Here is a 21,802-nt window from a genome sequence, read left to right as displayed (position 1 = left end):
TCTGTTTCATGGCGAAGGGACGACGCCGCTCGCACGGGCCCGTGCCGTCAAGTGTCGTTCCGACCGCCGCCGGACTTGCCGCGGCACGCGCGGCGCGTGCCGAACCGGATCGCGCCGCCGGTTGCAAGCGGGTCGGGATGGTACCTGAAAGCGGATAACGACATGCGTTCTGCGTCGGTCCGGACGGTGGGGAAGCACGCGATACCGATGCGAATCGCCATTGTGCCGCAGTGCGATCGCGAGACAACGAAACCGCGCCACTGAAGAACGAGCGGTTCACGAAACGACGGCCAGCAATCGCTCGATATGGCGGTTGGGTTCGAAATCCGGTTTCGAGCGCAACGAAGGAAGCCGGCAAGGCGTTGAACGGGATTCAGGAAAACACGCCCGATCACCCCGCGTGCGTCGCACCACACGCAGGCATCCGGCTACCTGCTGTCACGCGCCGCGTCACGGTATCGATCGGACATGCTGACCCATGCCGGCCGGCCCCGTCATCGTGGCGGCCGGTGGTCGGAACCCCTGCTATTTAAGCATGACGCGCGAGCAATGGGCAGTGGCCGCGCGCCGATAAAAAAGCCCGGCCCGCATCGAAGCAGGCCGGGCCGTGACGGAATGGTGCCGCTTGTTACAGCGCGCCGCCTTGCGCCGACGCCGAACCCTTCACGCCGACCGATGCGCCGCCCTGCACCGAGTTCGTCGCGCCTTCGAGCGCTTCACCGGCCTTCGCCTTCGCACCGCCCGCGACGTCGCCTGCCGTCGACACCGCGCCTTGCGCATGGCTCTTCGTCGAGCTTGCGACGTGCTTCACGTGCGACTTCGTCGCGTGCACGGTCGATGCCGCCGCATCCTTCGTCGCACCGGCCGCCGAACCGACTGCCTGCGTCGCGCCGCCCACCGCCGTGCCGGCTGCCGAGCCCACGCCGCCGACCGTCTTGCCGACACCGCTCAGCGCGCCGCCGACTACATTGCCCGCACCCGCACCCGAGCCTGCCGCATTCGCGCCAGCGCCGGCCTGCACGCCCACGCCGCCGCCGAGCAGCGGCGTCTGAACCTGGGCGCCAACCCCTGCGGAACCCTGCGCGCCGGTCTGGGCCGTCTGTGCAAATGCAGCCGACGTCGCCATCGCCGTCAGAGCGGCACCCAGCAGAATCGTATGGATCTTGTTCATGGTCATTCTCCCCAAAGACGTTGTTGCTGCGGGCCGCCTTCGAGCGGCTTGTCGCATGCCTCACCGCGACATGCGGCAGGTGAAGCTAATGTAGCGGCGCCGCCGGGCAAAACGATTGAATTGCGGGGACTGTTACTTCCGTTGCAAATGCTGACGATTGACTCACACTGTTTGACAATCGGGGGCTTGCGGCGGGGTGAACGCCGTATTTGACAACGGGCATGCATGAACCGTGAGCTGGTACGGCAGACGGCTTCACGCCGACGATTCGTCCGATCGTCGTGTATCGGGGAAATCGGTCGTCTTTGTTTGCATTCCGAAGGGATAAGGCTTGCTCGGCCGTCGATGCGGCCTCGTCATGATGCACGGCCCCCGCCGCCGACAAGCGACCGGAGCCGTGCGCATGCTGCCCGGTTACGGTCGGAACGTATCGCCGAGCACGACGCCTTCGCGACGCGGATCGGTGCCGCCCTGCAACGCCGGCGACTGGCCGACCGTCACGCGTATCACCGTGTTGACGCCGCTCGCCTGCGCGGACGTCGACACCTTGTGCCCGAGCGCGAGCAGCCCCGTGATCAGCGGATCGTTCGCGCCGTTGTTCGCCGCGTTGACGTTCGGATGCTCGCCGCCGATCGTGGTGGTCGGGCTGTTGCTCGCGCCGAAGTCGACGAGGCCCGCCGACTGCTGCGCGTCGAGCCCCCAGTCGAGCGCGCCGACCAGCGTCTTGACCACGTATTGCGGAATCGTGCCGCCGCCCGGCGAACCGGTCGCCATCACGAAGTCGCCGCGCGAACCGTCGGCGGCCTGCCCGAACACGATCGTCGGCGCCATCGAGCTGCGCGGCCGCTTGCCCGGCTGCAGCCGGTTGGCCACCGGATTGCCGGACGTGTCGAGCGGATTCGCGGAGAAGTCGGTCAACTGGTTGTTCAGCAGGAAGCCGTTGGTCATGTGGAAGGAGCCCATGCTCGACTCGACCGTCGTCGTCGCGCTCAGCACGTTGCCGTCGCCGTCCACGATCGTGAACTGGTTCGTGCCGTGCTCGATCAGCGTCGTGTCGACGCCGAGCGGCACCGCGCCGAGATTGCCGGGCTGCGCGGTGCCCATGCTCTTGGTCGTGTCGATCAGCGCCGCGCGCGATTTCAGGTACGGCTTGTTCAGCAACGTGTCCCACGTGCCGCCCGGCAGCGGCACGAAGTCGGTATCGGCCACGTACTTGTCGCGGTCGGCATACGCGAGCCGTTCGGCCTCGGTGACGAGGTGAACGCCCGCGACGGTCGGCTTGCCGCCTTCGAGATCGATCGCCGTCGGCTTCAGCGACTTCAGGTCGAAGTTCTCGAGAATGCCGAGCGCCGACGCGACCGCGATACCGCCCGACGACGGCGGCGGCATCCCGCACACCCAGTAGCTGCGATAGGTCGTGCACACCGGTTCGCGGCGCTTCGCCTGATACGCGGCGAGATCGGCGACGGTCGTCTTGCCCGGCGTGAGCGTCGAGCCGTCCGCGCCCTTGGTCGCCGCGATCTTCGCGACGATGTCCTGCGCGATCTGCCCGGTGTACAGCGCATTCGCGCCCGACTGCGCCATCAGCGACAGCGTGCGTGCGTAGGCGGGATTCTTCAGTACGGTGCCGAGCGTCTTCGGCGACCCGTCGGCGTTCAGGAAATACGCGGCGGCTTCGGGGTCGCGCTTCAGGTTCGCGGCGTTCGCCGCGATCGCGTCGGCCAGCCGGCCGCCGATCGGGAAACCGTTGGTCGCCAGCGTGATCGCGTCGCCGAACAGGCTCTGCCACGGCAGGCGACCGTGATCCTGTTGCAGCGCCTCGATGAGCCGCGGCACGCCGATCGTGCCGATCGAGCGGCCGCTCGCGCGCGCGTTCGGCAGCGGCGCCGAATGATCGGTGGCGTCGTCGACGTAGCGCAGGTAGTTCTCGGTGGCGGCGGCTGGCGCGGTTTCGCGCCCGTCGTATGCCTGCACCGTCTTGCCGCGCGCATCGTAGTAGAGCAGCACGCCGCCCGACCCGAGACCCGTCGCCTCGGGGACGGTCAGGCCGAGCACGGCCTGCACGGCGACCGCCGCGTCGGCGGCCGTGCCGCCCTTCTTCAGCACCGCGCAACCGGCCGCGCTCGCGTACGCGTTCGACGTGGCCACCAGGTACGTTTTCGCATAGACGGGCTTCATCCCGGTGCGATAGCCCGACGACGCTTCCGGCAGCGACGGGTCGCCCGGCTGGTTCGAGCCCACCACGACCGTCGCGCCGCTGTTGTCGACCGCGAGGCAGCTCGCATCGGTGGACGGTGCGGTCGTGCGGGCCGCCTCGTTTTCGACGTCGCCGCCGCAGGCGGTCAACAGGGCAGCCGCGAGCAACGCGGACGCATACGGAAAAATCGCTGTTCTGTTCATTGTCTGCCGATGTTCTTGTCGATCGTTGCGATGGACATCCCGTTGCCTGCAACCCCCTCGGTGCACGGGCAACGCGTTCGATAGTCCCATGAACAAAATTTTTCCCGCAATAAGGAAATGACGGCATGCCGGCGGACGCCCGGTGCGCGACGTCACCGAACCGGCATGCGGGTTTGCCTGCTGCATTGCAGCGCATCCCGAGACGCCCATGCGGCTCGCATCGTCACGTCGTTGCCTTTTTCGCCCGGCGACGCGTGCCGCTCGCCGGGCCGCCGCGTGCGAAACCGTGCTCCATCGCGTCGATCGCCTCCGAAAAGAGCGCGAGAAACATCGTCATCGCGACCGTCGCGCTCATGTCCGCCCGCTGGTAGATGCAACTGAACGAGCGCGCGCCCGCATCGGCCAGCGGCGTCCACGCGAGCCGGCCGGCGGCCACGTCGTCCGCGACGTTTTCCGCGATCAGGAAACCAACGCCGGCGCCTTCGGCCGCGAGACGCCGCACCATCGACACCGACCCGGTTTCGACCATCGGCCGCACGCCGCGCGGCTGCCGCGCATCGATCTGGTCGAACATTGCGCGCAGCTCCGTGTCGGGCGTCATCAGGATCAGCGGATGCGCGAAGCAGTCGCGCATGCGCACCTTGCCGCCCGTCGACGCCAGTGGATGGCCGGGCGTCGTGACGACACCCAGCGGCTGCGCGAACGCGCGCACCTCGACGACGCCCGGCGCGGTGCGCCGGCGCAGCGCGTAACCGATGTCCACCTCGCCCGTCTCGACCCAGCGCACGATGCTCTCGCCGTTTCCCGAGCGCACGCTGTACGTGACGCCGGGGTAGCGCTGCATCGCGGCGAGGATCGCGTCGGGCACGAGCTTTTCGGCCGTCGATGCCGGTACCGCGAGATTCACGTGACCGCGCCGCAGCGCGCGCAGGTCCTGGACCTGCGTCAGCGCGTTGTCGAAATCGCGCTGGCCGCGCCGCACGGCCGCGATCACGATCTCACCGGCGAGCGTCAACTGCATGCCGCGCGGCAGCCGGTCGAACAGCGGCACGCCGACCTGCTCCTCGAGATTGCGGATCTGCTGGTGCACCGCCGCGGCGGTGAGATGCAGCGCGTCGGCCGCCTTGCGAATCGAGCCGCGTCGCGCGACCTCGTCGAAACAGCGGAATGTCTGCGATATCGAACGCATGGAGGGGCCGTTAGATTTTTTCGAACAGGGCGTCAAGAATAATCCGATTTTACTGACCGGACGAATCGTCTAGATTCCGCTGCATCCCCGTATCCGATTCGAATGGAGACCGCAGTGACGACCGTCGACCAGATTACCCAGCGGCGCCGCGGCGTCGGCCTCATCGCCCACGATCCCGCGCTGTCCGCGGGCGGCTATACGCTCATCGCGCCGCAAACGGCCGACGGCAACGTCTATCTCGTCGGCATCGACGGCGAGGTCGTCCACCAGTGGAAGATGCCCGTGCGCCCCGGGCGCCACGCGGTCATCCTCGCGAACGGCAACCTCGGCTACAACGGCAATCATCCGCGTTCCGATTCGCGCTACGCGCCGTGGTCGATGTGGCATGGCGGCGACTTCTACGAGGTCACGCCGCAGGGCGAAACGGTGTGGCGCTACGAGGACCCCGCGCATCACCACGACGCGCAGTGGCTGCCGAACGGCAACCTGCTGTATGCCGCGTGCGAACCGGTCGACGCGGCGTTCGCGCGGCGCGTGCCGGGCGGCACCGCGCACGGCGACGACGAGGTGATGTATGCGGACGTGATCCGCGAAGTGAACCGCGCCGGCCAGATCGTCTGGGAATGGCATGCGCGCGAGCATCTGCGGCCGGAGGATTTCCCGATCGCGGCAGGCTTCGGCCGCTATCACTGGCCGCTCGTCAACGGTCTCGCGGTCGATGCGAACGGCCGCGTGCTGATGAGCCTGCGCACGACGTCGGGGATCATCGGCGTGAACCGCGCAACTGGCCGCGTCGACCTGCACATCGGGCCCGACGTCGTGTCGCACCAGCATGCGCCGGTGCCGCTCCCGAACGGCCACATCCTCGCGTTCGACAACGGCAATTTCCGTCACGGTGCGCACGTCGTGCTCTCGCGCATCGTGGAAATCGATCCGGCGACGCAGCGCGTCGTATGGTCGTATGCGGACGACGTCGTGAACCTGTTCTACACGCCGTTCATGGGCAACGCGCAGCGCTTGCCGAACGGCAACACGCACATCACCGAATCATCGACGGGCCGGCTGTTCGAAGTGACGCCGGCGGCCGAAGTCGTCTGGGAATACGTGATCCCGTGGTTCGCCGAATACCCGGACGAAGCGGCGCGCAAGACCGGCCCCGGCCAGTTGAACAGCGTATTCCAGACGTTCCGCTACAGCGCCGCCCAGTTGCCCTGGCTACGGACCTGAGCGTCCGTTCATCGCCGGTTTCCGGCCATCGTCGCCGTTCGCTTCCGAGGGGCCTGCCGTGTCGCACGATCCGATTTCCCCGCCCGTCGATGCCCGGCTGCCCGCGTGGCAGCTCGCGCTGTTCGGGCTGCAGCACGTGCTGTCGATGGCCGCGTCGCCGATCACGGCCGTCTTCCTGATCGCGAAGGTGCTCGCGCTGCCGGCCGACCTGACGGTCCAGCTGATCGGCGCGACCTTCTTCGCATGCGGCATCGGCACGCTGCTGCAATCGCTCGGCGCCGGCCCGATCGGCGCGCGCATGCCGTTCGTGATGGTGCCCGGCGGCGCACCGACGATGTTGTTCGCGGGCATCGCCGCGCAATCGGGCCTGCCGACCGCGGCCGGGGCGGCGCTGCTCGCCAGCGCGTTCTACTGGGTGCTGCTGCCCGTCTTCACGCGCTGCCTGCGGCTCTTTCCGCGTATCGTCGTCGGCGCGATGCTGTTGCTGGTGTCGATCAACCTGATCCGGATCTACGCGACGATCGTCGTCGGTCAGTCCGGCTCGGCCGACTTCGCGCAGCCGCGCGCGCTCGGTCTCGCGCTCGCGACGATCGTCGCCACCGTCGTCGTTGCGGGCGCGTTCCGCGGCACGGCCGGGCGCCTCGCGGTGCTGGTCGGGCTGATGGCCGGCGCGACGCTCGGCTGGGCGCTCGGCGCGATGCCGGCGCTCGCCGACGTGTGGCACGGGCCGCTCTTCACGCATCCGGTGTGGCTGCCGTTCGGCATGCCACGCTTCGACGTGCTGGCTGCGCTGCCGCTGCTGATTTTCACCGCGATCTCGATGGCCGAGGCCACCGCGCAGACGGTCGCCGTCGGCGAAATGTGCGGCAAGTCGATTTCGCTGCCGCGCGACGTGCCGAAGACGATACGCGGCGATGCGCTCGCGTCGCTGGCCGGCGCGCTGTTCGGCACGCCGCTGATCGTGACGAGCGCCGAGAACATCGGCGTCGTGCAGACGACCGGCGTACGATCGCGCTACGTGACGGCCGCCGCCGGCGCGATCCTGATCGTCATCGCGCTGTTCGCGCCGCTCGCGCGGCTCGCGTATGCGATTCCGGCCGCGGTGGTCGGCGGCACCGCGCTGGTCGTGTTCGCGATGATCGGCGTGATGGGCATCCGGCTGCTCGCGGGCGTCGACCTGCATGCGCGCGCAAACCAGTACACGCTCGCGGCCGCACTGGTGGTCGGCCTCGCGCCGATCCTGGTGCCGAACCTGTATCGCCATTTCGGCGCACCCGTGCAGATCGTGCTCGGCAACGGCATGGCGGGCGGCACGCTCGCGGCCATCGCGACGCAACTCGCATTCGCCGCGCTCGCGCGGCTGGGCGGTCAAGCGCATGCGGGCGCAACTGCGGCGCCTTCGCGCGACGCATAAAGGCAGCGGCACGCCCACGCGGCCGCCGCTTGACGACGCCTGCGGTTCGACCGACAATCGCCGCTCCCTTCTGGCGCGGGCACTCGATCCAGCCGGCGCGCGCGTCTCCTCGACGCCGCCCCGGCTTCAGGTTTTCCAGTCCCGATCTCCGCGCCGCCGTGCATGCGCACGCCATTCGACCGGCCTCGCCGGACACACTTGACGCAGGTACCGCCCCTGAACGCCAGCTCATTGCCGCGCGATCACGCTCGTGCCTGCCCGTTCATTTCGGAGTCCATGATGATCATTCGCCTTTCCAAGGCAGCCATGGTGCTGGCCATGGCCTTTTTCGCGTTGCTCGTCGCGTTCGGCAACATCACCGACTACGCGACGAATCTCGCGTTCGTGCACCACGTGTTCCTGATGGACACCACCTTCCCCGGCAACGGAATCATGTATCGCGCGATCGGCACGACTTGGGTTCATCACGCCGGTTACATCGGCATCATTTCGATGGAAACGCTGACGGCCGTGCTGTGCTGGATCGGCGGTGCCCGGCTGCTGCGCGCGCGGCGCGCCGGCGATGCGGGATTCCGTGCGGCGAAGGGCCATGCGGTCGCCGGCCTGACGCTCGGCTTCCTGACGTGGCAGGTCGCGTTCATGTCGGTCGGCGGCGAATGGTTCGGGATGTGGATGTCGAAGCAATGGAACGGCGTGCCGGACGCGTTCCGGTTCTTCATCACGCTGCTGCTCGTGCTCGTCTACCTGACGATGAACAACGACGGCGTCGACGACACGCATACCGCGCACTGACGAGCTAGCTTCGTTGCGCGCCGACCGACCGGACATCGGGACGATTGCCGGCGTCGCTGCGTCCGGCTATAAAGCGGAGATGGACACGGCTCGCTGGATTCACGACCCCGTCGGTGCGTTTCGCGCCTGGCAGGAAACCGCCGCGACCGGCGCCGGCCGCCGGCCGTTCGCGCCGCGCTCGGTCGTGCAGCACGTCGCGATGTTCGAGCGATTCCTGCGCCACCTGAGCGCGCAGCGCGTATCGCTCGCCACGTTCGGGCCCGACCACGTCGCGGCCTTCCTCGCGGAACTCGACCGCACCTGCACGCCCGGCACGTCGACGCGCGTGCGCTATGCGAAGCTGATCGACCGGCTCGGCCGGCATCTGGTCGACGCCGGCGTGCGGACGATCCATCCGGCCGGCCGATCGACGCGCGATCTCGCCTGGCCAGACGGCGAGCCCGAGCCGTGCTACCTGCCGCCCGATGCCGACGCGGCGCTGCAGCGCCATGTGCAGCCGCGAACGGACGATACGCCGGCCGACTGCCGGAATCGCGCGATCGTCGCGCTGCTGCTCGCGAGCGGTATCACGTCGGCCGAAATTCGCGCGGCGACCGCCGATGCCGCCGAGCTCGACGCGCGACCGCCGGTGTTGTCCGTGCCGCGCGATCGCGCGCGGCCGGCGCGCCGGATCGAGCTCGCCACGTTCGCGATAGCGCCGCTCGCCGCATGGCGTGCGCGCTCGACCCACGTGCCGCCGTCGGCGCTGCTGTTTCCCGCGCCGCGCGGAGGCGCAATGAACGACATGTTCCTGCTGCTCGTGGTACGTGACGCGCTGAACGCGATCGGCTTTCGCGCAGCGGACATGAGCCCGCGCGTACTGCGCAATACGTATGCGCGCCGCCAGTTGCTCGCCGGCCACGCGCATGCCGACGTCACGGCGATGCTCGGCCTGGCCAGCATGCGGACGATCACGCGCATTCGGCAGACACTGCCGCCCGACGCGGCCGCCGATCGCGCTGCCCACGAGCATTGATCGCGCGTCGCGCGCCGCCCTGCGCGCATCGTGCTCGTTCCGGTTCGTTACTCGCCCGGCTTCGACTGAACCAGCCGCAAGATCCGCGTGTCGTACGGCGATTGCATCACTTCCGCGATGTGGATCTCGGACGCGGCCGGATGCAGCGGATTCAACAGGAAGTTGTGCGCGTGCGGCACGACGACGCTCGGCACGCGCAGCAGCGCGCTCGGCTGCGTGTGCAGCCACTCGGTGCCGGCGCTGCGGGTCCAGTCGACGTTCGTGCGCCAGTCGTCCGGCGCATCGCCTTCCGCGATTTCGGCGACATCCACCGACTCGGGCACCTCGATACGCAGCAACTGATATCCGCTCGGCAATTGCGCGACGGTGGCGATTTCGAAATGCACGAGCGTCTCGAGCAACGCGAGCGCCGGATGCTCGGCGAGATACACGACGGGCTGCCCGGCGAAATGCCAGCGCCCGCCGGCCCGCAACCCGCCGATGCCTCTCAGATCGGCGTAATTGCTGATCCGCCACAGCGTCGTCAAGCGAAGTACCCCTCGTCGATCTGCGTAAGGGCTTCTTCGACGAGCCGCGCGCCATGCTCGGTGCTCGCCATGTCGAGCGACGTGCGGCCGCCGAAGCGCTGGAGCCCGTTGCGCAGCCACGCCATCGCCTCGTCCTGATCGCCGAAGGTGGCCGTGGCCTGCGCGACGATGCGGGCGAGGCGAATCGCCTTGTCCGACTCTTCCGGCGACAGGCGTTCGTGCGCCTGGCGGCGATGGCTCAGCGTGCGGCGTGGAATGATGAAGGCCAGCTCGTCCGATTTCAGCCCGCGCTCCGACAGCCGGTCGATCACCGACACGTCGACGCGCGCGCTCGCCAGCTCGGCAAGATCGGCGCCCGACCGGACGCGAACCGCCAGCAGCTGCTCGAGAATCGTGAATTCGGCCTGACGCGGATGGGCGACGCCCGAAGGATGAAAAGCGATGGTGCTCATGACCTCTCTCCGGCAATTTGCCCAATCATTATAGGCGTTTTGCCGGAAGCATGCGGGTCGTTGAGCGGGGGGTTGCCGATCGGGGCTGGGAGACGGTATGCGGGGGTACGCGAATCGGAGATTCGCCTCGGTGAGGGGGTGTAATAATTCAGTATATAAAGTCCTCATCCGCGATGATGTGAAGTTGTCACGTAACAAATTTCCAACGGTAATACGCGAATTGGTGGAATCGCCTCTTTTCCCTGTCCAATTCCTCATCGTCCCCGGCAACACGCAGGGTTCTACGGATTACCCTTCGACCGCTCCAGCAAGCCGAACCAGTCGACTCACCCTCGTCGCGCGTGACGAATCGCTCCCGTGCCCGCTCCAACCGCTTCCGTACATTCGAAATCGCGCCTCGCACCGGACGGCCTACTTACTGTTCGACACAACCGGCGTCAGCGCACTAGCCAACAGCGCGCTGAACTTCGCGGGCGCGGTGATGATGGACACGGCGATCGGCTCGAGCACGATGAAATCCCCGCCCGATATCGGCTTGCGCTGGAACGCAACCGGAGCATCAACGCCGACGCGCGCGGCAACTGGCTCAACCATCGTGCCGATGGTACGGCCGGCGCGGCGAGATTCGCGGGCTCGGAAGTCTTCGGCAAGACGATCACCGCGCTCAGCGGCTGCGCAAAGGCCCAAGCGTGACGTCGGCGCCCAACCTGCTGCACCTCGGGCAACCGATCGACGTAGGCTGATGCGCGGCCGCCCGCCCGCGCTCAGCCGGCCCACGCGGACGACCGGATCACGCTGCAGAAATTGCCCGCATGGAAACGCGGATCCTTGTCCGCGAGCACGTCGGCCTTCACGTTGCCGAACGTCGTGCCGGGCTTGTGCTTGATGCCGTCGTAGAACGCCTGGATGATGTCCTCCTTGAAATGCGGCGTGCGCGGATGCGCGCGCACGACCGCTTCCCGCTCGACGTCGCTGTATTCCGGGTAAGCGAGCCCCAGCACGTCCATCTCGACGCCCGCGGTGACCAACGCGACGACCGGCTGCATGTGTTGCGGAATACCGGGCGTGGTGTGCAGTGCGATCGAGGTCCACACGACATCGATGTCCTGTTGCGAAATCCCCTTGCCCTTCAGAAAATCGCGCGCGGCGTTCGCGCCGTCCACTTCGAAGCGTTCGCATGCGCTGCTGTGCCGGTGCGTGAGCCCCATGTCATGGAACATGCAGCCGCAATAGAGCAGCTCCGGGTCGTACTCGAGCCCGCGGCGCCGGCCCGCCAGCGCCGCGAAATAGAACACGCGGCTCGAGTGGTGGAACAGCAGCTCGGACTCGGTATCGCGCACGAGCTCGGTGATCTCGCGCGTCAGACGCGTATCGGGAAGGGTGATGCCGGCAACGTTCACAGTCATGATCGACCTCCATGGAAGACAGCTTCGATTCTCCGGAGTCCGACAGATGTCTCCAATGGACGTGTTACGACGAATCCTGCCATTTCGCGCGACGAACGGACACGGTGCCTGCGCGGCCAAGCCAGCGCCCCTATACTGCTGCGCATCAGGTTCGATACGACACGCAATCGATCATGCCGAAGGTCGTGGGTATTTTCGCCGTTCCGGGTGTGCAACTGCTCGACGTCTCCGCGCCGCTCGACGTGTTCGCGCAAGCGAACGTCGAATGCGGGAAGCCGTTCTATACGCCGCGGATCATCGCGAGCGGGCCCGGGCCGGTCCGCAGTTCGTCCGGCGCACGGCTGCTGCCCGACTGGATCGCGCCCGACATCCCGAGCGCATCGACACGCTGCTGGTCGCCGGCGCGCCGCACGCCGGCCAGATCTTGCTGCGCACCGACGTCCTCGCATGGCTGCGCTCGGCGGCCGTGCAAAGCAGGCGCTACGGCTCGATCTGCACCGGCGCGTTCATCCTTGCGGCCACCGGCCTGCTGAAAGGGCGTCACCTGACCACGCACTGGGCCGCAGCCGATGCATTCGCGCAAGCGTATCCGTCCGTCGCCGTCGACGCCGACGCGCTGTACGTGCGCGACGGCAAGCTGCGCACCGGCGCCGGCGTCACGGCCGGGCTCGATCTCGCGCTCGCGCTGGTCGAGGAGGATCTCGGCCGCGAGATCGCACGACGCGTCGCCGCGCAACTGGTGATGTTCTTCAAGCGCCCGGGCGGGCAGCTCCAGTTCAGCCGCAAGGGCGAGGCGCGCCCCGCCGGGCGTTCGGTGCTGCAGGAAGTCCAGCGCTGGATCGCGGCGCATCCGGAACTCGAGCATTCGGTGGCCGACATGGCGAAGCATGCGGGCATGAGCCCGCGCCACTTCGCACGGCTGTTTCGCGCGGAAGTCGGCATGACGCCGGCCGCATGGGTGGAGGCGACGCGCATCTCGGTTGCCCGCCAGCTACTCGAGGACGGCCGCGACACGCCGAAGCAGGTCGCCGCGAAATGCGGCTTCGCGAACGTCGATACGCTCAGGCGGGCGTTCACCCGGCATGTCGGCATCACCCCCGCCGAATACCGGAAACGGCAGGTGACGCTGGCTGCGTGATGTGGAACGAGCGACACCGGCGGCCTCACAAAAAATAATTCGGAATCCGACTCAACTGTCCCTCCCGCTGCTGCTGCGCCGATCGCCCCTGTCGCCCACGGAAAGCCACGCTCCTGCTCCGGCCCGCGGCAATCTTCGGATGAAATTGCGTGCCGCGCGAATCGTTTACTCCGTTGCAATAATGATTCGCCGCAACGCGTATTTCCGGCCGGTAACGCGATCGTTACGATGCAATCACCCGCTGAACGCAACGTGCGAAGCGCGAAATCAACAGAACCGGAGGTCACCATGAAATCGTTCATCACCGCTGTCGTCGCCGCAACTGCGCTCTGCGCGTCGTACGGCGCATTCGCCCAGTCGAACCCGTCCGGCCAGTTGACGCGCGCGCAGGTGCGTGCGGAACTCGTCCAGCTCGAACAGGCCGGCTATAAGCCCGAAGTCTCCGACCAGTACTACCCGCGTGCGCTGCAGACGGCGCAGGCCCGCGTGACGAATGCCGAGGAAGCCGGCTACGGCGCGCAAGCGGCCGCCGGCACGCGTGCCGGCCGCGCGATCGCGGTCAAACAGGAAGGCCGCGACTCCGTCTATTTCGGCCAGTAAGCCTGATACGCGCCGGCGTATTCCCGGCACATTCCCGGCGCATTCCGATCCGCACGGCGTACCCGCGACACCCCGCCTCCGTTCATCGGGGCGGGGTGTTTGCTTTCCGGTCGTCCGCTCCCTTCGCCGGTCGCGCGCCGCGCGGCACCGTTCACGCAAGCGTCCGGTGTTTGCGCATAGAATGGCCGCGTGGTCGGTGCCGGCCAGAACGAACGCGAGCGGTATCACGACGCCCGCGGGCCGGCCCGATGTCGCACTCGGCGTATTTTTCGAAAAGGAGCGGTTTCATGTCTCAAACATCCGGTTCCACGATCACGTTTCGCCGCCCCGACGGCCAGGAGCTGCAGGGCTATCTCGCCACGCCGGCACGAACCGAAGGCGCGCCCGCGGTCGTCGTCATCCAGGAATGGTGGGGGCTGAACGACCAGATCCGCGGCGTCGCGGATCGCCTCGCGCGCTGCGGCTACTTCGCGCTCGTGCCCGACCTGTATCGCGGCAAGTCGACGGTCGAGGAAGAGGAAGCACACCACCTGATGACGGGCCTCGATTTCGGCGACGCCGCGTCGCAGGACATTCCCGGCGCGGTCGCGTACCTCAAGACGCTGGCGCCGCGGGTCGCGGTGACGGGCTACTGCATGGGCGGCGCCCTCACGCTGCTGTCGCTGCAGTACGCCGAGGCGGACGCCGGCGTCACGTGGTACGGCCTGCCGCCGCTCGACTATATCGATCCGGCCAAGCTCAAGGTGCCGCTGATGGGACACTGGGCGACGCAGGATGCGTTCTTCAAGATCGACCAGGTCGACGCACTGGAAAAGAAGTTGACCGATGCGAAGGTCGGTTTCGAATTCCATCGCTATCTCGCGCACCATGCGTTCGCGAACGAAACGGCCGTCGGCTCCGGCCGCATCGCCGGCACGCAGTTCGATCCGGTGTGGTCGGAAACGGCGTGGGACCGCACGCTCACGTTCTTCGGCCGGACGCTCTGGACGAAGCAGGCCTGACGTAACGCCGCTCGCCGCGCGGGCGACGGTACAAAAGAAAACGCCACGGATTTATCGTCCGTGGCGTTTTCGTTTTCACATCCCTTCGGACGTGCTGACAGGCGGCTTACCCGTTCGCGGCCGACGCAGGCGCCGGTGCTGCCGCCTTGCCGTAGTCGACCGGTGCATCCGGCGCGCGCGGCGCTTCACCGGCGTGCTGGATCCAGCCGCCGCCGAGCGCGCGGTACAGGTCGACCAGGTTCGTCCAGCGTGCCAGGCGTGCGCTGATCAGCGACTGCTGCGCGGAGTACAGATCCGTCTGCGCGGTCAGCACCGACAGGTAGCTGTCGACACCGTTCTTGTAACGCAGGTCCGACAGGTCGAAGCGACGTTGCTGCGCGTGCTCGTTGCGCTCCAGCGCCGCGATCTGCTGGTCGTACGTGCCGCGTGCGGCGAGGCCATCCGACACTTCGCGGAACGCCGACTGGATCGCCTTCTCGTAGTTCGCGATCTCGATGCGCTTCTGCACGTTCGCGAGATCGAGGTTCGCGATGTTCTGCCCGCCCTCGAAGATCGGCAGCGCGATGTTCGGCGCGAACGACCACGCCGCCGTGCCGGCCTTGAACAGGCCGCCGAGCGTCGGGCTCGCGGTACCGAACGCCGCTGTCAGCGAGATACGCGGGAAGAACGCCGCGCGCGCCGCGCCGATGTTCGCGTTCGCGGCCAGCAGCGTCTGCTCGGCCTGCATCACGTCCGGACGACGCGTGAGCAGATCCGACGGCAGGCCAGCCGGCACGTCCGTCAGCAGGTTCTGCGCATCGAGCGGCATGCCCGCCGGCAGGTCGTCCGGCAGCGGCTCGCCGATCAGCAGCACCAGCGCGTTCAACGCCTGCGCTCGGGCACGGGCCTGCGCCTGCTGGTTCGCGAGCGCCGTCTCGACGACCGTCTGCGCCTGACGCAGCTCAAGCTCCGAGCCCGTACCGTTGTCGAACTGCAGCTTGGTCAGGTCGTAAGACGCCTGCGCGGTCTTCAGCGTGTCCTCCGTGACCTTCAGCAGGTCATCGGTCGACAGCAGCGTCAGGTATTGATCGGCCACCTGCGACACCAGCGAGATTTCCGACGCCTGCCGTGCATACGCGGTCGACAGATATTGCGCGAGCGCCTGATCCTTCAGGCTCTGCACGCGGCCGAACAGGTCGAGCTCCCAAGATGCGGACAGCCCGACGTTGTAGACGCGCGAAATATAGGCCTGGTTGGTCGGCGAGACACCTTGCGGATAGCGCTGGATGTTGCCCGTGCCTGTACCGTCGAGCGTCGGGAACAGCCCCGCGCGCGTGATCTGGTACTGCGCACGCGCCGCCTCGATATTCAGCACCGACACGCGCAGGTCGCGGTTGTTTTTCAGCGCGATCTCGATCAGCCGCTGCAGGCGCGGATCGACGAAGAACTCGCGCCAGCCGATGGCAGTCGCCGCCTGGCCGTTCGCACTGTGCGCGCCGGCCGCACCCGGCTGCGTCGCGTAGACGCCGCCGGCCGGGTACGCCTGCGCGACGGGTGCGTCGGGCCGCTTGTAGTGCGGCGCCATCGTGCATCCCGTGGCAAACAGCGCGGCAGCCAGTGCGACCGCGGTTGCAGTCAAAGCATGTTTTTGCATCGTTACTGCCCCTTCGAATCGTGTGCGTCGTCGTGACCGCGCTGCAGGTCGCCCTGCACGAGACGCCATGCGTCGTCGACGTTTTCCGTCTCGCCGCTGAAGATCGCGCGAACCCGCACGAAGAACATCGGGATCATGAAAATGGCGAGGAACGTCGCCGTGATCATCCCGCCGATCACGCCCGTACCGATCGCATGCTGGCTGGCCGAGCCCGCGCCGTTACTGATCGCGAGCGGCAGCACGCCCAGCATGAACGCGAGCGACGTCATCAGGATCGGACGCAGCCGCAGGCGCGCCGCCTCGATCGCCGCACGCACCGGCCCCATGTTCCCGCCCGCCTGCAGCTCGCGCGCGAACTCGACGATCAGGATCGCGTTCTTTGCAGACAAGCCGACGGTGGTCAGCAGGCCGACCTGGAAGAACACGTCGTTCTCGAGACCGCGCAGCATCGTCGCGAGCAACGCGCCGACCACGCCGAGCGGCACGACCATGATCACCGAGAACGGAATCGACCAGCTTTCATACAGCGCCGCGAGACACAGGAACACGACGAGAATCGAGATCGCGTACAGGATCGGCGCCTGCGAGCCGGACTGGATTTCCTGGAACGACAGGCCCGTCCACGAATAGCCGATGCCTTCCGGCAGCTTGCTCGCGAGCGCTTCCATCGCGGCCATCGCCTGGCCGGTCGACTTGCCTTCCGCGGCCTGCCCCTGGATCTCGATCGACGACACGCCGTTGTAACGCTCGAGCTTCGGCGACCCGTAGATCCAGTGGCCGGTCGAGAACGCGCTGAACGGCACCATCCCGCCCGCGCTGTTGCGCACGTACCAGATGTTCATGTCCTCCGGCGTCATCCGGAACGGCGCGTCCGACTGTACGTACACCTTCTTGATCCGGCCGTCGGTATCGAGGAAGTTGTTCACGTACTGCGACGCCCATGCGATCGAGAACGTCTGGTCGATCGCCGCGGCCGTCACGCCGAGCGCGTTCGCCTTCTCACGATCGATGTCGACCTTGTACTGCGGCGTGTCGTTCAGGCCGTTCGGGCGCACCAGCGCCAGCGCCGGATCCTTCGCGGCCAGCCCGAGCAACTGGCCGCGCGCGGCCATCAGCGCTTCGTGACCGAGGCCGGCGTTGTCCGTCAGCTCGAAGTCGAAACCGGCAGCCGTGCCGAGTTCGGGAATCGACGGCGGATTGAACGGAATCACCATCCCGTCCTTGTACGTCGAATAATGCGCGAAGGTCCGGCCGATCAGCGCCTGCACCTTCTGGTCCGAACGCTGGCGCTGCTCGTACGGTTTCAGCTTCACGAACACGAGGCCCGCATTCTGACCACGGCCCGCGAAGCTGAAGCCGTTGACCGTGAACACCGAGTCGACCACGTCCTTCTCGGCGGTGGTCAGGTACGTGTTGATGTTGTCGAGCGTCTTGCCGGTCGTTTCCTGCGTGGAGCCGGAGGGCGTCTGCACGATCATGAACATGTAGCCCTGGTCTTCATCGGGCAGGAACGACTTCGGCAGCCGCGCGAACATCACGCCGACCGCGAGGAACACGGCGAGATAGATCACGAGCCAGCGGCCCGAGCGCTTGATCACGTGGTTCACGCCGCTCGTGTAGCGATCGCGGCTGCGATCGAACGTCCGGTTGAACCAGCCGAAGAAACCCTTCTTCTCTTCGTGATGACCCTTCTCGATCGGCTTCAGGATCGTCGCGCACAGTGCCGGCGTCAGAATCAACGCGACCAGCACCGACAGCACCATCGCCGACACGATCGTCAGCGAGAACTGACGATAGATCGCACCGACCGAGCCGCCGGAGAACGCCACCGGCACGAACACCGCCGACAGCACGAGCGCCACGCCGACGAGCGCGCCGGTGATCTGGCTCATCGCCTTGCGGGTCGCCTCCTTCGGCGACAGCCCCTCCTCCGCCATCACGCGTTCGACGTTCTCCACCACCACGATCGCATCGTCGACCAGCAGGCCGATCGCGAGCACGAGGCCGAACATCGACAGCGTGTTGATCGAGAACCCGGCGAGGCCCATGATCGCGAACGTACCGAGCAGCACGACCGGCACCGCGATCGTCGGGATGATCGTCGCGCGCAGGTTCTGCAGGAACAGGTACATCACGAGGAACACGAGCACGATGCCCTCGATCAGCGTCTTGACCACTTCCTCGATCGACAGGCGCACGAACGGCGTCGTGTCGTACGGGTAGTGCACGACGAGACCGTGCGGGAAGTACTTCGACAGCTCGTCGATCTTGGCCCGCAGCGCGTTGGCGGTCGCCAGCGCGTTCGCACCGGTCGCGAGCTGGATACCGAGGCCGGCTGTCGGCTGTCCCATGTACTTCGTGTCGAACGTGTAGTTCTCCGAACCCAGCGCCGCGCGGCCGACGTCCTTCAGGCGAACCTGCGAGCCGTCCTGGTTGACCTTCAGCAGGATGTTGCCGAATTGCTCCGGCGTGCGCAGCAGCGTCGATTCGGTGATCGTCGCCTGCAGCACGGTGCCCGGCTTCGCCGGCGTGCCGCCGATCTGGCCGCCCGCGATCTGCACGTTCTGCTGCGTGATCGCGGCCGTCACGTCGGTCGGCGTGAGGCTGTAGTTGGTCAGCTTGATCGGGTCGAGCCAGATCCGCATCGAGAACTGCGAACCGAGCAGCAGCGTCTGGCCGACGCCGTTCACGCGGCTCAGCGGATCGAGCACGTGCGAGGCCACGTAGTTCGTCAGGTCCTCCTTCGACATCCGGCCGTCCTCGGAGTTGAACGCGAACCACATCAGCCAGTTGCTGCTCGACTTCGTGACCTGCATGCCGAGCTGCTGCACGACCTGCGGCAGGTTCGGCGTCGCGAGCGACAGCTTGTTCTGCACCTGGACCTGCGCGACATCCGGATTCGTACCCGGCGAGAAGGTCAGCGTGATCGTCGCGTTGCCCGAATCGTCGCTCGTCGACGACATGTACAGGAAGTTGTCGAGCCCGCTCATCTGCTGCTCGATCACCTGCGTCACCGTGTCTTCCACCGTCTTCGCGGAAGCGCCCGGATAGTTCGCCTGGATCTGGATCGTCGGCGGTGCGATCGTCGGATACTGCGCGATCGGCATCTTGAAGATCGATGCAACGCCGGCCAGCATCAGCACGATCGCGATCACCCACGCGAAGATCGGGCGATCGATAAAGAACTTGGCCATGAAAAGGACTCCCTGTTATTGCGCGCTCGACGCGGCGGCCGAACTCGCTGCGGCACTCGTCGCGATACTCGCCGGCGCGGCGCCTGCCGATGTGGCGGATGCGGCGTCCGGCGCCGGGGCGAGTTGCGCGGCGACGGTCTTCACGGTCGCGCCCGGGCGCACCTTGTCGACGCCTTGTACGATCACGTGATCGCCCGCCTGCAGACCGCCTTCGACGATCCAGTTCTGGCCGTACGTGCCGGTCGTCGTCAACGGACGCATCTCGACCTTGTTGGCCGCGGTCACGACGAGTGCGATCGCCTGGCCCTTCTGGTCATGCGTGACGCCGATCTGCGGCACCAGGAACGCGTTCTCGTTCACGCCCTCCTCGATCCGTGCACGCACGAACATCCCCGGCAGCAGCACGCGGCCCGGGTTCGGGAACACCGCGCGGATCGTCACCGAGCCGGTGGTCTGGTCGACCGTCACGTCCGAGAACTGCAGCTTGCCCGGCTCCGAGTAGGTCTTGCCGTCTTCCAGGATCAGCGACACCTTGGCCGCGCCCGGGCCGCTCGTCTTCAGACGGCCGCTCTGCACGTCCTGACGCAGCTTCAGCCCTTCGAGGCTCGACTGCGTGAGGTCGACGTACACCGGATCGAGCTGCTGCACGGTCGACATCAGCGTCGCCTGGCTCGCCTGCACGTATGCGCCCGGCGTCACTTGCGAAATGCCGACGCGGCCGCTGATCGGCGACACGACGTCCGTATAGCCGAGGTTGATCTGCGCGGTATCGACCGCCGCCTTGCCGGCCGCGACGTCCGCCGCGGCCTGGCCTTGCGTGGCGACCGCGTTGTCGTAGTCCTGCTTGCTGACCGCGTTCGCGGCCACCAGCACCTTGTAGCGCGCGACCAGCGCGTTCTGCGTGACGAGGTTCGCCTGCGCCCTCGCGAGCGTCGCCTTCGCGCTGTTCAGGGCCGCGATGTACGGCGCCGGATCGATCTTGTAGAGGCGCTGACCGGCCTTGACGTCGGTGCCTTCGGTGAATTCACGGCGCAGCACGATGCCGTCGACCCGCGCGCGCACTTGCGCGACCAGGAACGCGCTGGTGCGGCCCGGCAGTTCGGTCACCGCCGGCACGGCTTGCGGCTGCACGGTGACGACGCCGACTTCCGGCGTTTGCGGCGGCGGTGCCGATTCTTTTTTCCCGCACGCGGCCAGGAAAACGGCAGCCGTTGCGGCAGTGATTAAGCGGTATGGAACCCGTTCGACGCGCATGGAGCGACCTCTCACAATTAGACGACCTTCAATGGGAATCACCAGATCTCCTCATGGCCCTGACGCGCGGCGGACCTGCAATGTCCTGTCCGCCGCGGATGCGGACGCGTGTTGCGGGTGTGCGTTGCACCCTGCGGAGCGTTCGTTTGCCGAACTGCTTCCGAAAAAGAACGGCGGGCCCGCGGGCCTTGGCGGGCGCGCGGTGCCGGGGTTCGGCCAGACTGCTAGCGCGCGGGCCGGAATGCGGCGCCGGCGAATTCGATGAACGCGCGCGCGGCGGCCGGCAAACGCGCGGCACGCGCATGCGCGAGCTTCAGCGTGACGGGCGCGAGCGGGTGCAGTGGGGCCACGCGCACCAGCGTGCCGGCTGCCAGATCGGCATCGACGAGATATGCGGGCAGCACCGCGGCGCCCATGCCGGCCACGGCCAGCCGCCGCGCCATCTCGAGATGGCCGACGCCCGCATTACTGGTTGCCGCACCGGATCGCATCCCGGCCATGGGATCGTCGTCGGCCGCCGGCAGCTCCAGCCGCACGGCCGCGATGTCCGGCCAGTCGCCCGATGCCGCGGCGCCGCCGTGCGCGGCGACATAATCGGGCGCCGCGACCCGCACGGATTCGTACGCGGCCAGCGTATGCAGCGCGTGTGCGCCGGACACCGGCATGCCGTCCGTCAGGAACGCGACGTCGATGTCCTCGGCAGTCAGGTCGACGTGGGCATCGGTCAGCGTCACGGTCGGCCGCACGTCCGGAAACCGGTGCACGAAACGATCGAGCAGCGCGCTCAACTGGCTGAGCCCGAACGCGACCGGCGCGGCCACGCGCAGTACGCCTTCCGGCTTGCTGCCCATCGCGACGAAACGACCGTCGATCTCGTCGATCGCACCGAGAATCCGCTCGACGCGCGCGAGATACAGCTCGCCGATTTCCGTCAGCGACTGATGGCTCGTACTGCGTTGAAGCAGGCGCGCGCCGAGGCGCGTCTCGAGCGCGTCGACCAGCCGGCTCGCCATCGCGGTCGACACGCGCAACCGCGTCGCCGCCCGGCGAAACCCACCTTCCCTTGCCACCGTCACGAATGCCCGAATCGATTGAAGTTGGTCCATTTGTCCGGATTCCCCTGCGCGGACGACTGCCCGTCTACCTGCACCCGACGCCGCGCCGCAGCCGGCCCGCATCGGCCCGGCCAATGCAGCGGCCCCGCCACCGGCTCAGCCGGGTCGGTCGGCACGCTCGCGACGGGCACGCGCCGGCTTGCAACGGGCGCAAACCGGCCTCGGCAAGCCCGATGCACGATCGTTCAGTAGCAGTCCTGAGTCTTTTCCGGCGATTCGCGGCGGCGACGCACGCGGCAAGGCCGGCAGCGTCCGCGCATCACGCGGACGGTGT

General features: G+C 67.4%; 17 protein-coding genes and 1 pseudogene. 7 read left to right on the top strand and 11 right to left on the bottom strand.

Going from position 1 to position 21,802, the window contains the following annotated elements; translation table 11 throughout:
• Nucleotides 1-628 precede the first annotated feature (628 nt).
• The 3 genes from SY91_RS32015 to SY91_RS32005 all read right to left on the bottom strand — a co-directional run bounded on the left by SY91_RS32015 (nt 629) and on the right by SY91_RS32005 (nt 4,760).
• Complete coding sequence (locus tag SY91_RS32015; protein ID WP_011549383.1) at nt 629-1,171, bottom strand: hypothetical protein; 543 nt, start codon at nt 1,169-1,171, stop codon at nt 629-631.
• 414 nt (nt 1,172-1,585) lie between these two features.
• Complete coding sequence (locus SY91_RS32010; RefSeq protein WP_034175408.1) at nt 1,586-3,571, bottom strand: gamma-glutamyltransferase family protein; 1,986 nt, start codon at nt 3,569-3,571, stop codon at nt 1,586-1,588.
• 223 nt (nt 3,572-3,794) lie between these two features.
• On the bottom strand, nt 3,795-4,760 hold the full coding sequence (locus SY91_RS32005) for a LysR family transcriptional regulator (protein WP_023477657.1): 966 nt from the start codon (nt 4,758-4,760) through the stop codon (nt 3,795-3,797).
• Nucleotides 4,761-4,862: 102 nt separating this feature from the next.
• Here SY91_RS32005 and SY91_RS32000 point away from each other — a divergent pair, with 102 nt between their 5' ends.
• The 4 genes from SY91_RS32000 (at nt 4,863) to SY91_RS31985 (ending at nt 9,208) form a co-directional block, all read left to right on the top strand.
• Nucleotides 4,863-5,987: an aryl-sulfate sulfotransferase gene (locus SY91_RS32000; protein ID WP_043888526.1), complete on the top strand. Its 1,125-nt coding sequence runs from the start codon at nt 4,863-4,865 to the stop codon at nt 5,985-5,987.
• 58 nt (nt 5,988-6,045) lie between these two features.
• Nucleotides 6,046-7,401, top strand: a complete 1,356-nt coding sequence (locus SY91_RS31995) for a uracil-xanthine permease family protein (RefSeq protein WP_023477655.1) — start codon at nt 6,046-6,048, stop codon at nt 7,399-7,401.
• A gap of 279 nt (nt 7,402-7,680) precedes the next feature.
• Nucleotides 7,681-8,193, top strand: coding sequence for a DUF2165 family protein (locus tag SY91_RS31990; RefSeq protein ID WP_043888528.1), 513 nt, complete (start codon nt 7,681-7,683; stop codon nt 8,191-8,193).
• Nucleotides 8,194-8,272: 79 nt separating this feature from the next.
• Nucleotides 8,273-9,208: a tyrosine-type recombinase/integrase gene (locus SY91_RS31985; RefSeq protein WP_043888525.1), complete on the top strand. Its 936-nt coding sequence runs from the start codon at nt 8,273-8,275 to the stop codon at nt 9,206-9,208.
• Nucleotides 9,209-9,255: 47 nt separating this feature from the next.
• On the opposite strand, the gene SY91_RS31980 is transcribed toward SY91_RS31985, so the two are convergent.
• The 4 genes from SY91_RS31980 to SY91_RS31965 form a co-directional block, all read right to left on the bottom strand.
• Nucleotides 9,256-9,735 carry an RES family NAD+ phosphorylase gene (locus tag SY91_RS31980; protein ID WP_023477652.1) on the bottom strand — a complete coding sequence of 160 codons (480 nt, stop codon included), beginning with the start codon at nt 9,733-9,735 and terminating at the stop codon, nt 9,256-9,258.
• A complete protein-coding gene (locus tag SY91_RS31975; protein WP_023477651.1) occupies nt 9,732-10,187 on the bottom strand; it encodes an antitoxin Xre/MbcA/ParS toxin-binding domain-containing protein in 456 nt (151 codons plus the stop codon). Before SY91_RS31975 ends, SY91_RS31980 begins: the two co-directional genes overlap by 4 nt.
• A 411-nt stretch (nt 10,188-10,598) precedes the next feature.
• The gene (locus tag SY91_RS31970) at nt 10,599-10,781 is read right to left on the bottom strand and encodes a hypothetical protein (RefSeq protein ID WP_023477650.1); all 183 of its coding nucleotides are present in this window, start codon (nt 10,779-10,781) and stop codon (nt 10,599-10,601) included.
• A gap of 170 nt (nt 10,782-10,951) precedes the next feature.
• Nucleotides 10,952-11,593 carry an HD domain-containing protein gene (locus tag SY91_RS31965; RefSeq protein ID WP_006480982.1) on the bottom strand — a complete coding sequence of 214 codons (642 nt, stop codon included), beginning with the start codon at nt 11,591-11,593 and terminating at the stop codon, nt 10,952-10,954.
• Nucleotides 11,594-11,766: 173 nt separating this feature from the next.
• Between SY91_RS31965 and SY91_RS31960 the strand changes: the two are divergent.
• From SY91_RS31960 to SY91_RS31950, 3 genes and pseudogenes are all read left to right on the top strand, one after another.
• Nucleotides 11,767-12,731, top strand: a pseudogene (locus SY91_RS31960) (GlxA family transcriptional regulator).
• Nucleotides 12,732-13,019: 288 nt separating this feature from the next.
• Nucleotides 13,020-13,331, top strand: coding sequence for a DUF4148 domain-containing protein (locus tag SY91_RS31955; RefSeq protein WP_011549372.1), 312 nt, complete (start codon nt 13,020-13,022; stop codon nt 13,329-13,331).
• Nucleotides 13,332-13,618: 287 nt separating this feature from the next.
• Entirely contained in the window at nt 13,619-14,332 is a 714-nt protein-coding gene (locus SY91_RS31950; RefSeq protein WP_023477648.1) for a dienelactone hydrolase family protein, read from the top strand.
• 106 nt (nt 14,333-14,438) lie between these two features.
• On the opposite strand, the gene SY91_RS31945 is transcribed toward SY91_RS31950, so the two are convergent.
• The 4 genes from SY91_RS31945 to SY91_RS31930 all read right to left on the bottom strand — a co-directional run bounded on the left by SY91_RS31945 (nt 14,439) and on the right by SY91_RS31930 (nt 21,519).
• Complete coding sequence (locus tag SY91_RS31945) at nt 14,439-15,965, bottom strand: efflux transporter outer membrane subunit (protein ID WP_124591838.1); 1,527 nt, start codon at nt 15,963-15,965, stop codon at nt 14,439-14,441.
• Between the two features lie 2 nt (nt 15,966-15,967).
• Nucleotides 15,968-19,159 carry an efflux RND transporter permease subunit gene (locus SY91_RS31940; RefSeq protein ID WP_124462982.1) on the bottom strand — a complete coding sequence of 1,064 codons (3,192 nt, stop codon included), beginning with the start codon at nt 19,157-19,159 and terminating at the stop codon, nt 15,968-15,970.
• Between the two features lie 15 nt (nt 19,160-19,174).
• Nucleotides 19,175-20,413 (bottom strand): efflux RND transporter periplasmic adaptor subunit, encoded by a 1,239-nt coding sequence (locus SY91_RS31935; RefSeq protein WP_185921440.1) that lies wholly within the window; start codon nt 20,411-20,413, stop codon nt 19,175-19,177.
• Nucleotides 20,414-20,637: 224 nt separating this feature from the next.
• On the bottom strand, nt 20,638-21,519 hold the full coding sequence (locus SY91_RS31930) for a LysR family transcriptional regulator (protein ID WP_012337166.1): 882 nt from the start codon (nt 21,517-21,519) through the stop codon (nt 20,638-20,640).
• Between the last annotated feature and the right edge of the window lie 283 nt (nt 21,520-21,802).

The sequence above is a fragment of the Burkholderia cenocepacia genome (genome assembly GCF_014211915.1).
In the GTDB taxonomy this organism is placed as follows: Bacteria; Pseudomonadota; Gammaproteobacteria; order Burkholderiales; family Burkholderiaceae; genus Burkholderia; species Burkholderia orbicola.
Note: the sequence above shows the minus strand (reverse complement) of the source record. Positions and strands in the feature narration are given on the sequence as shown.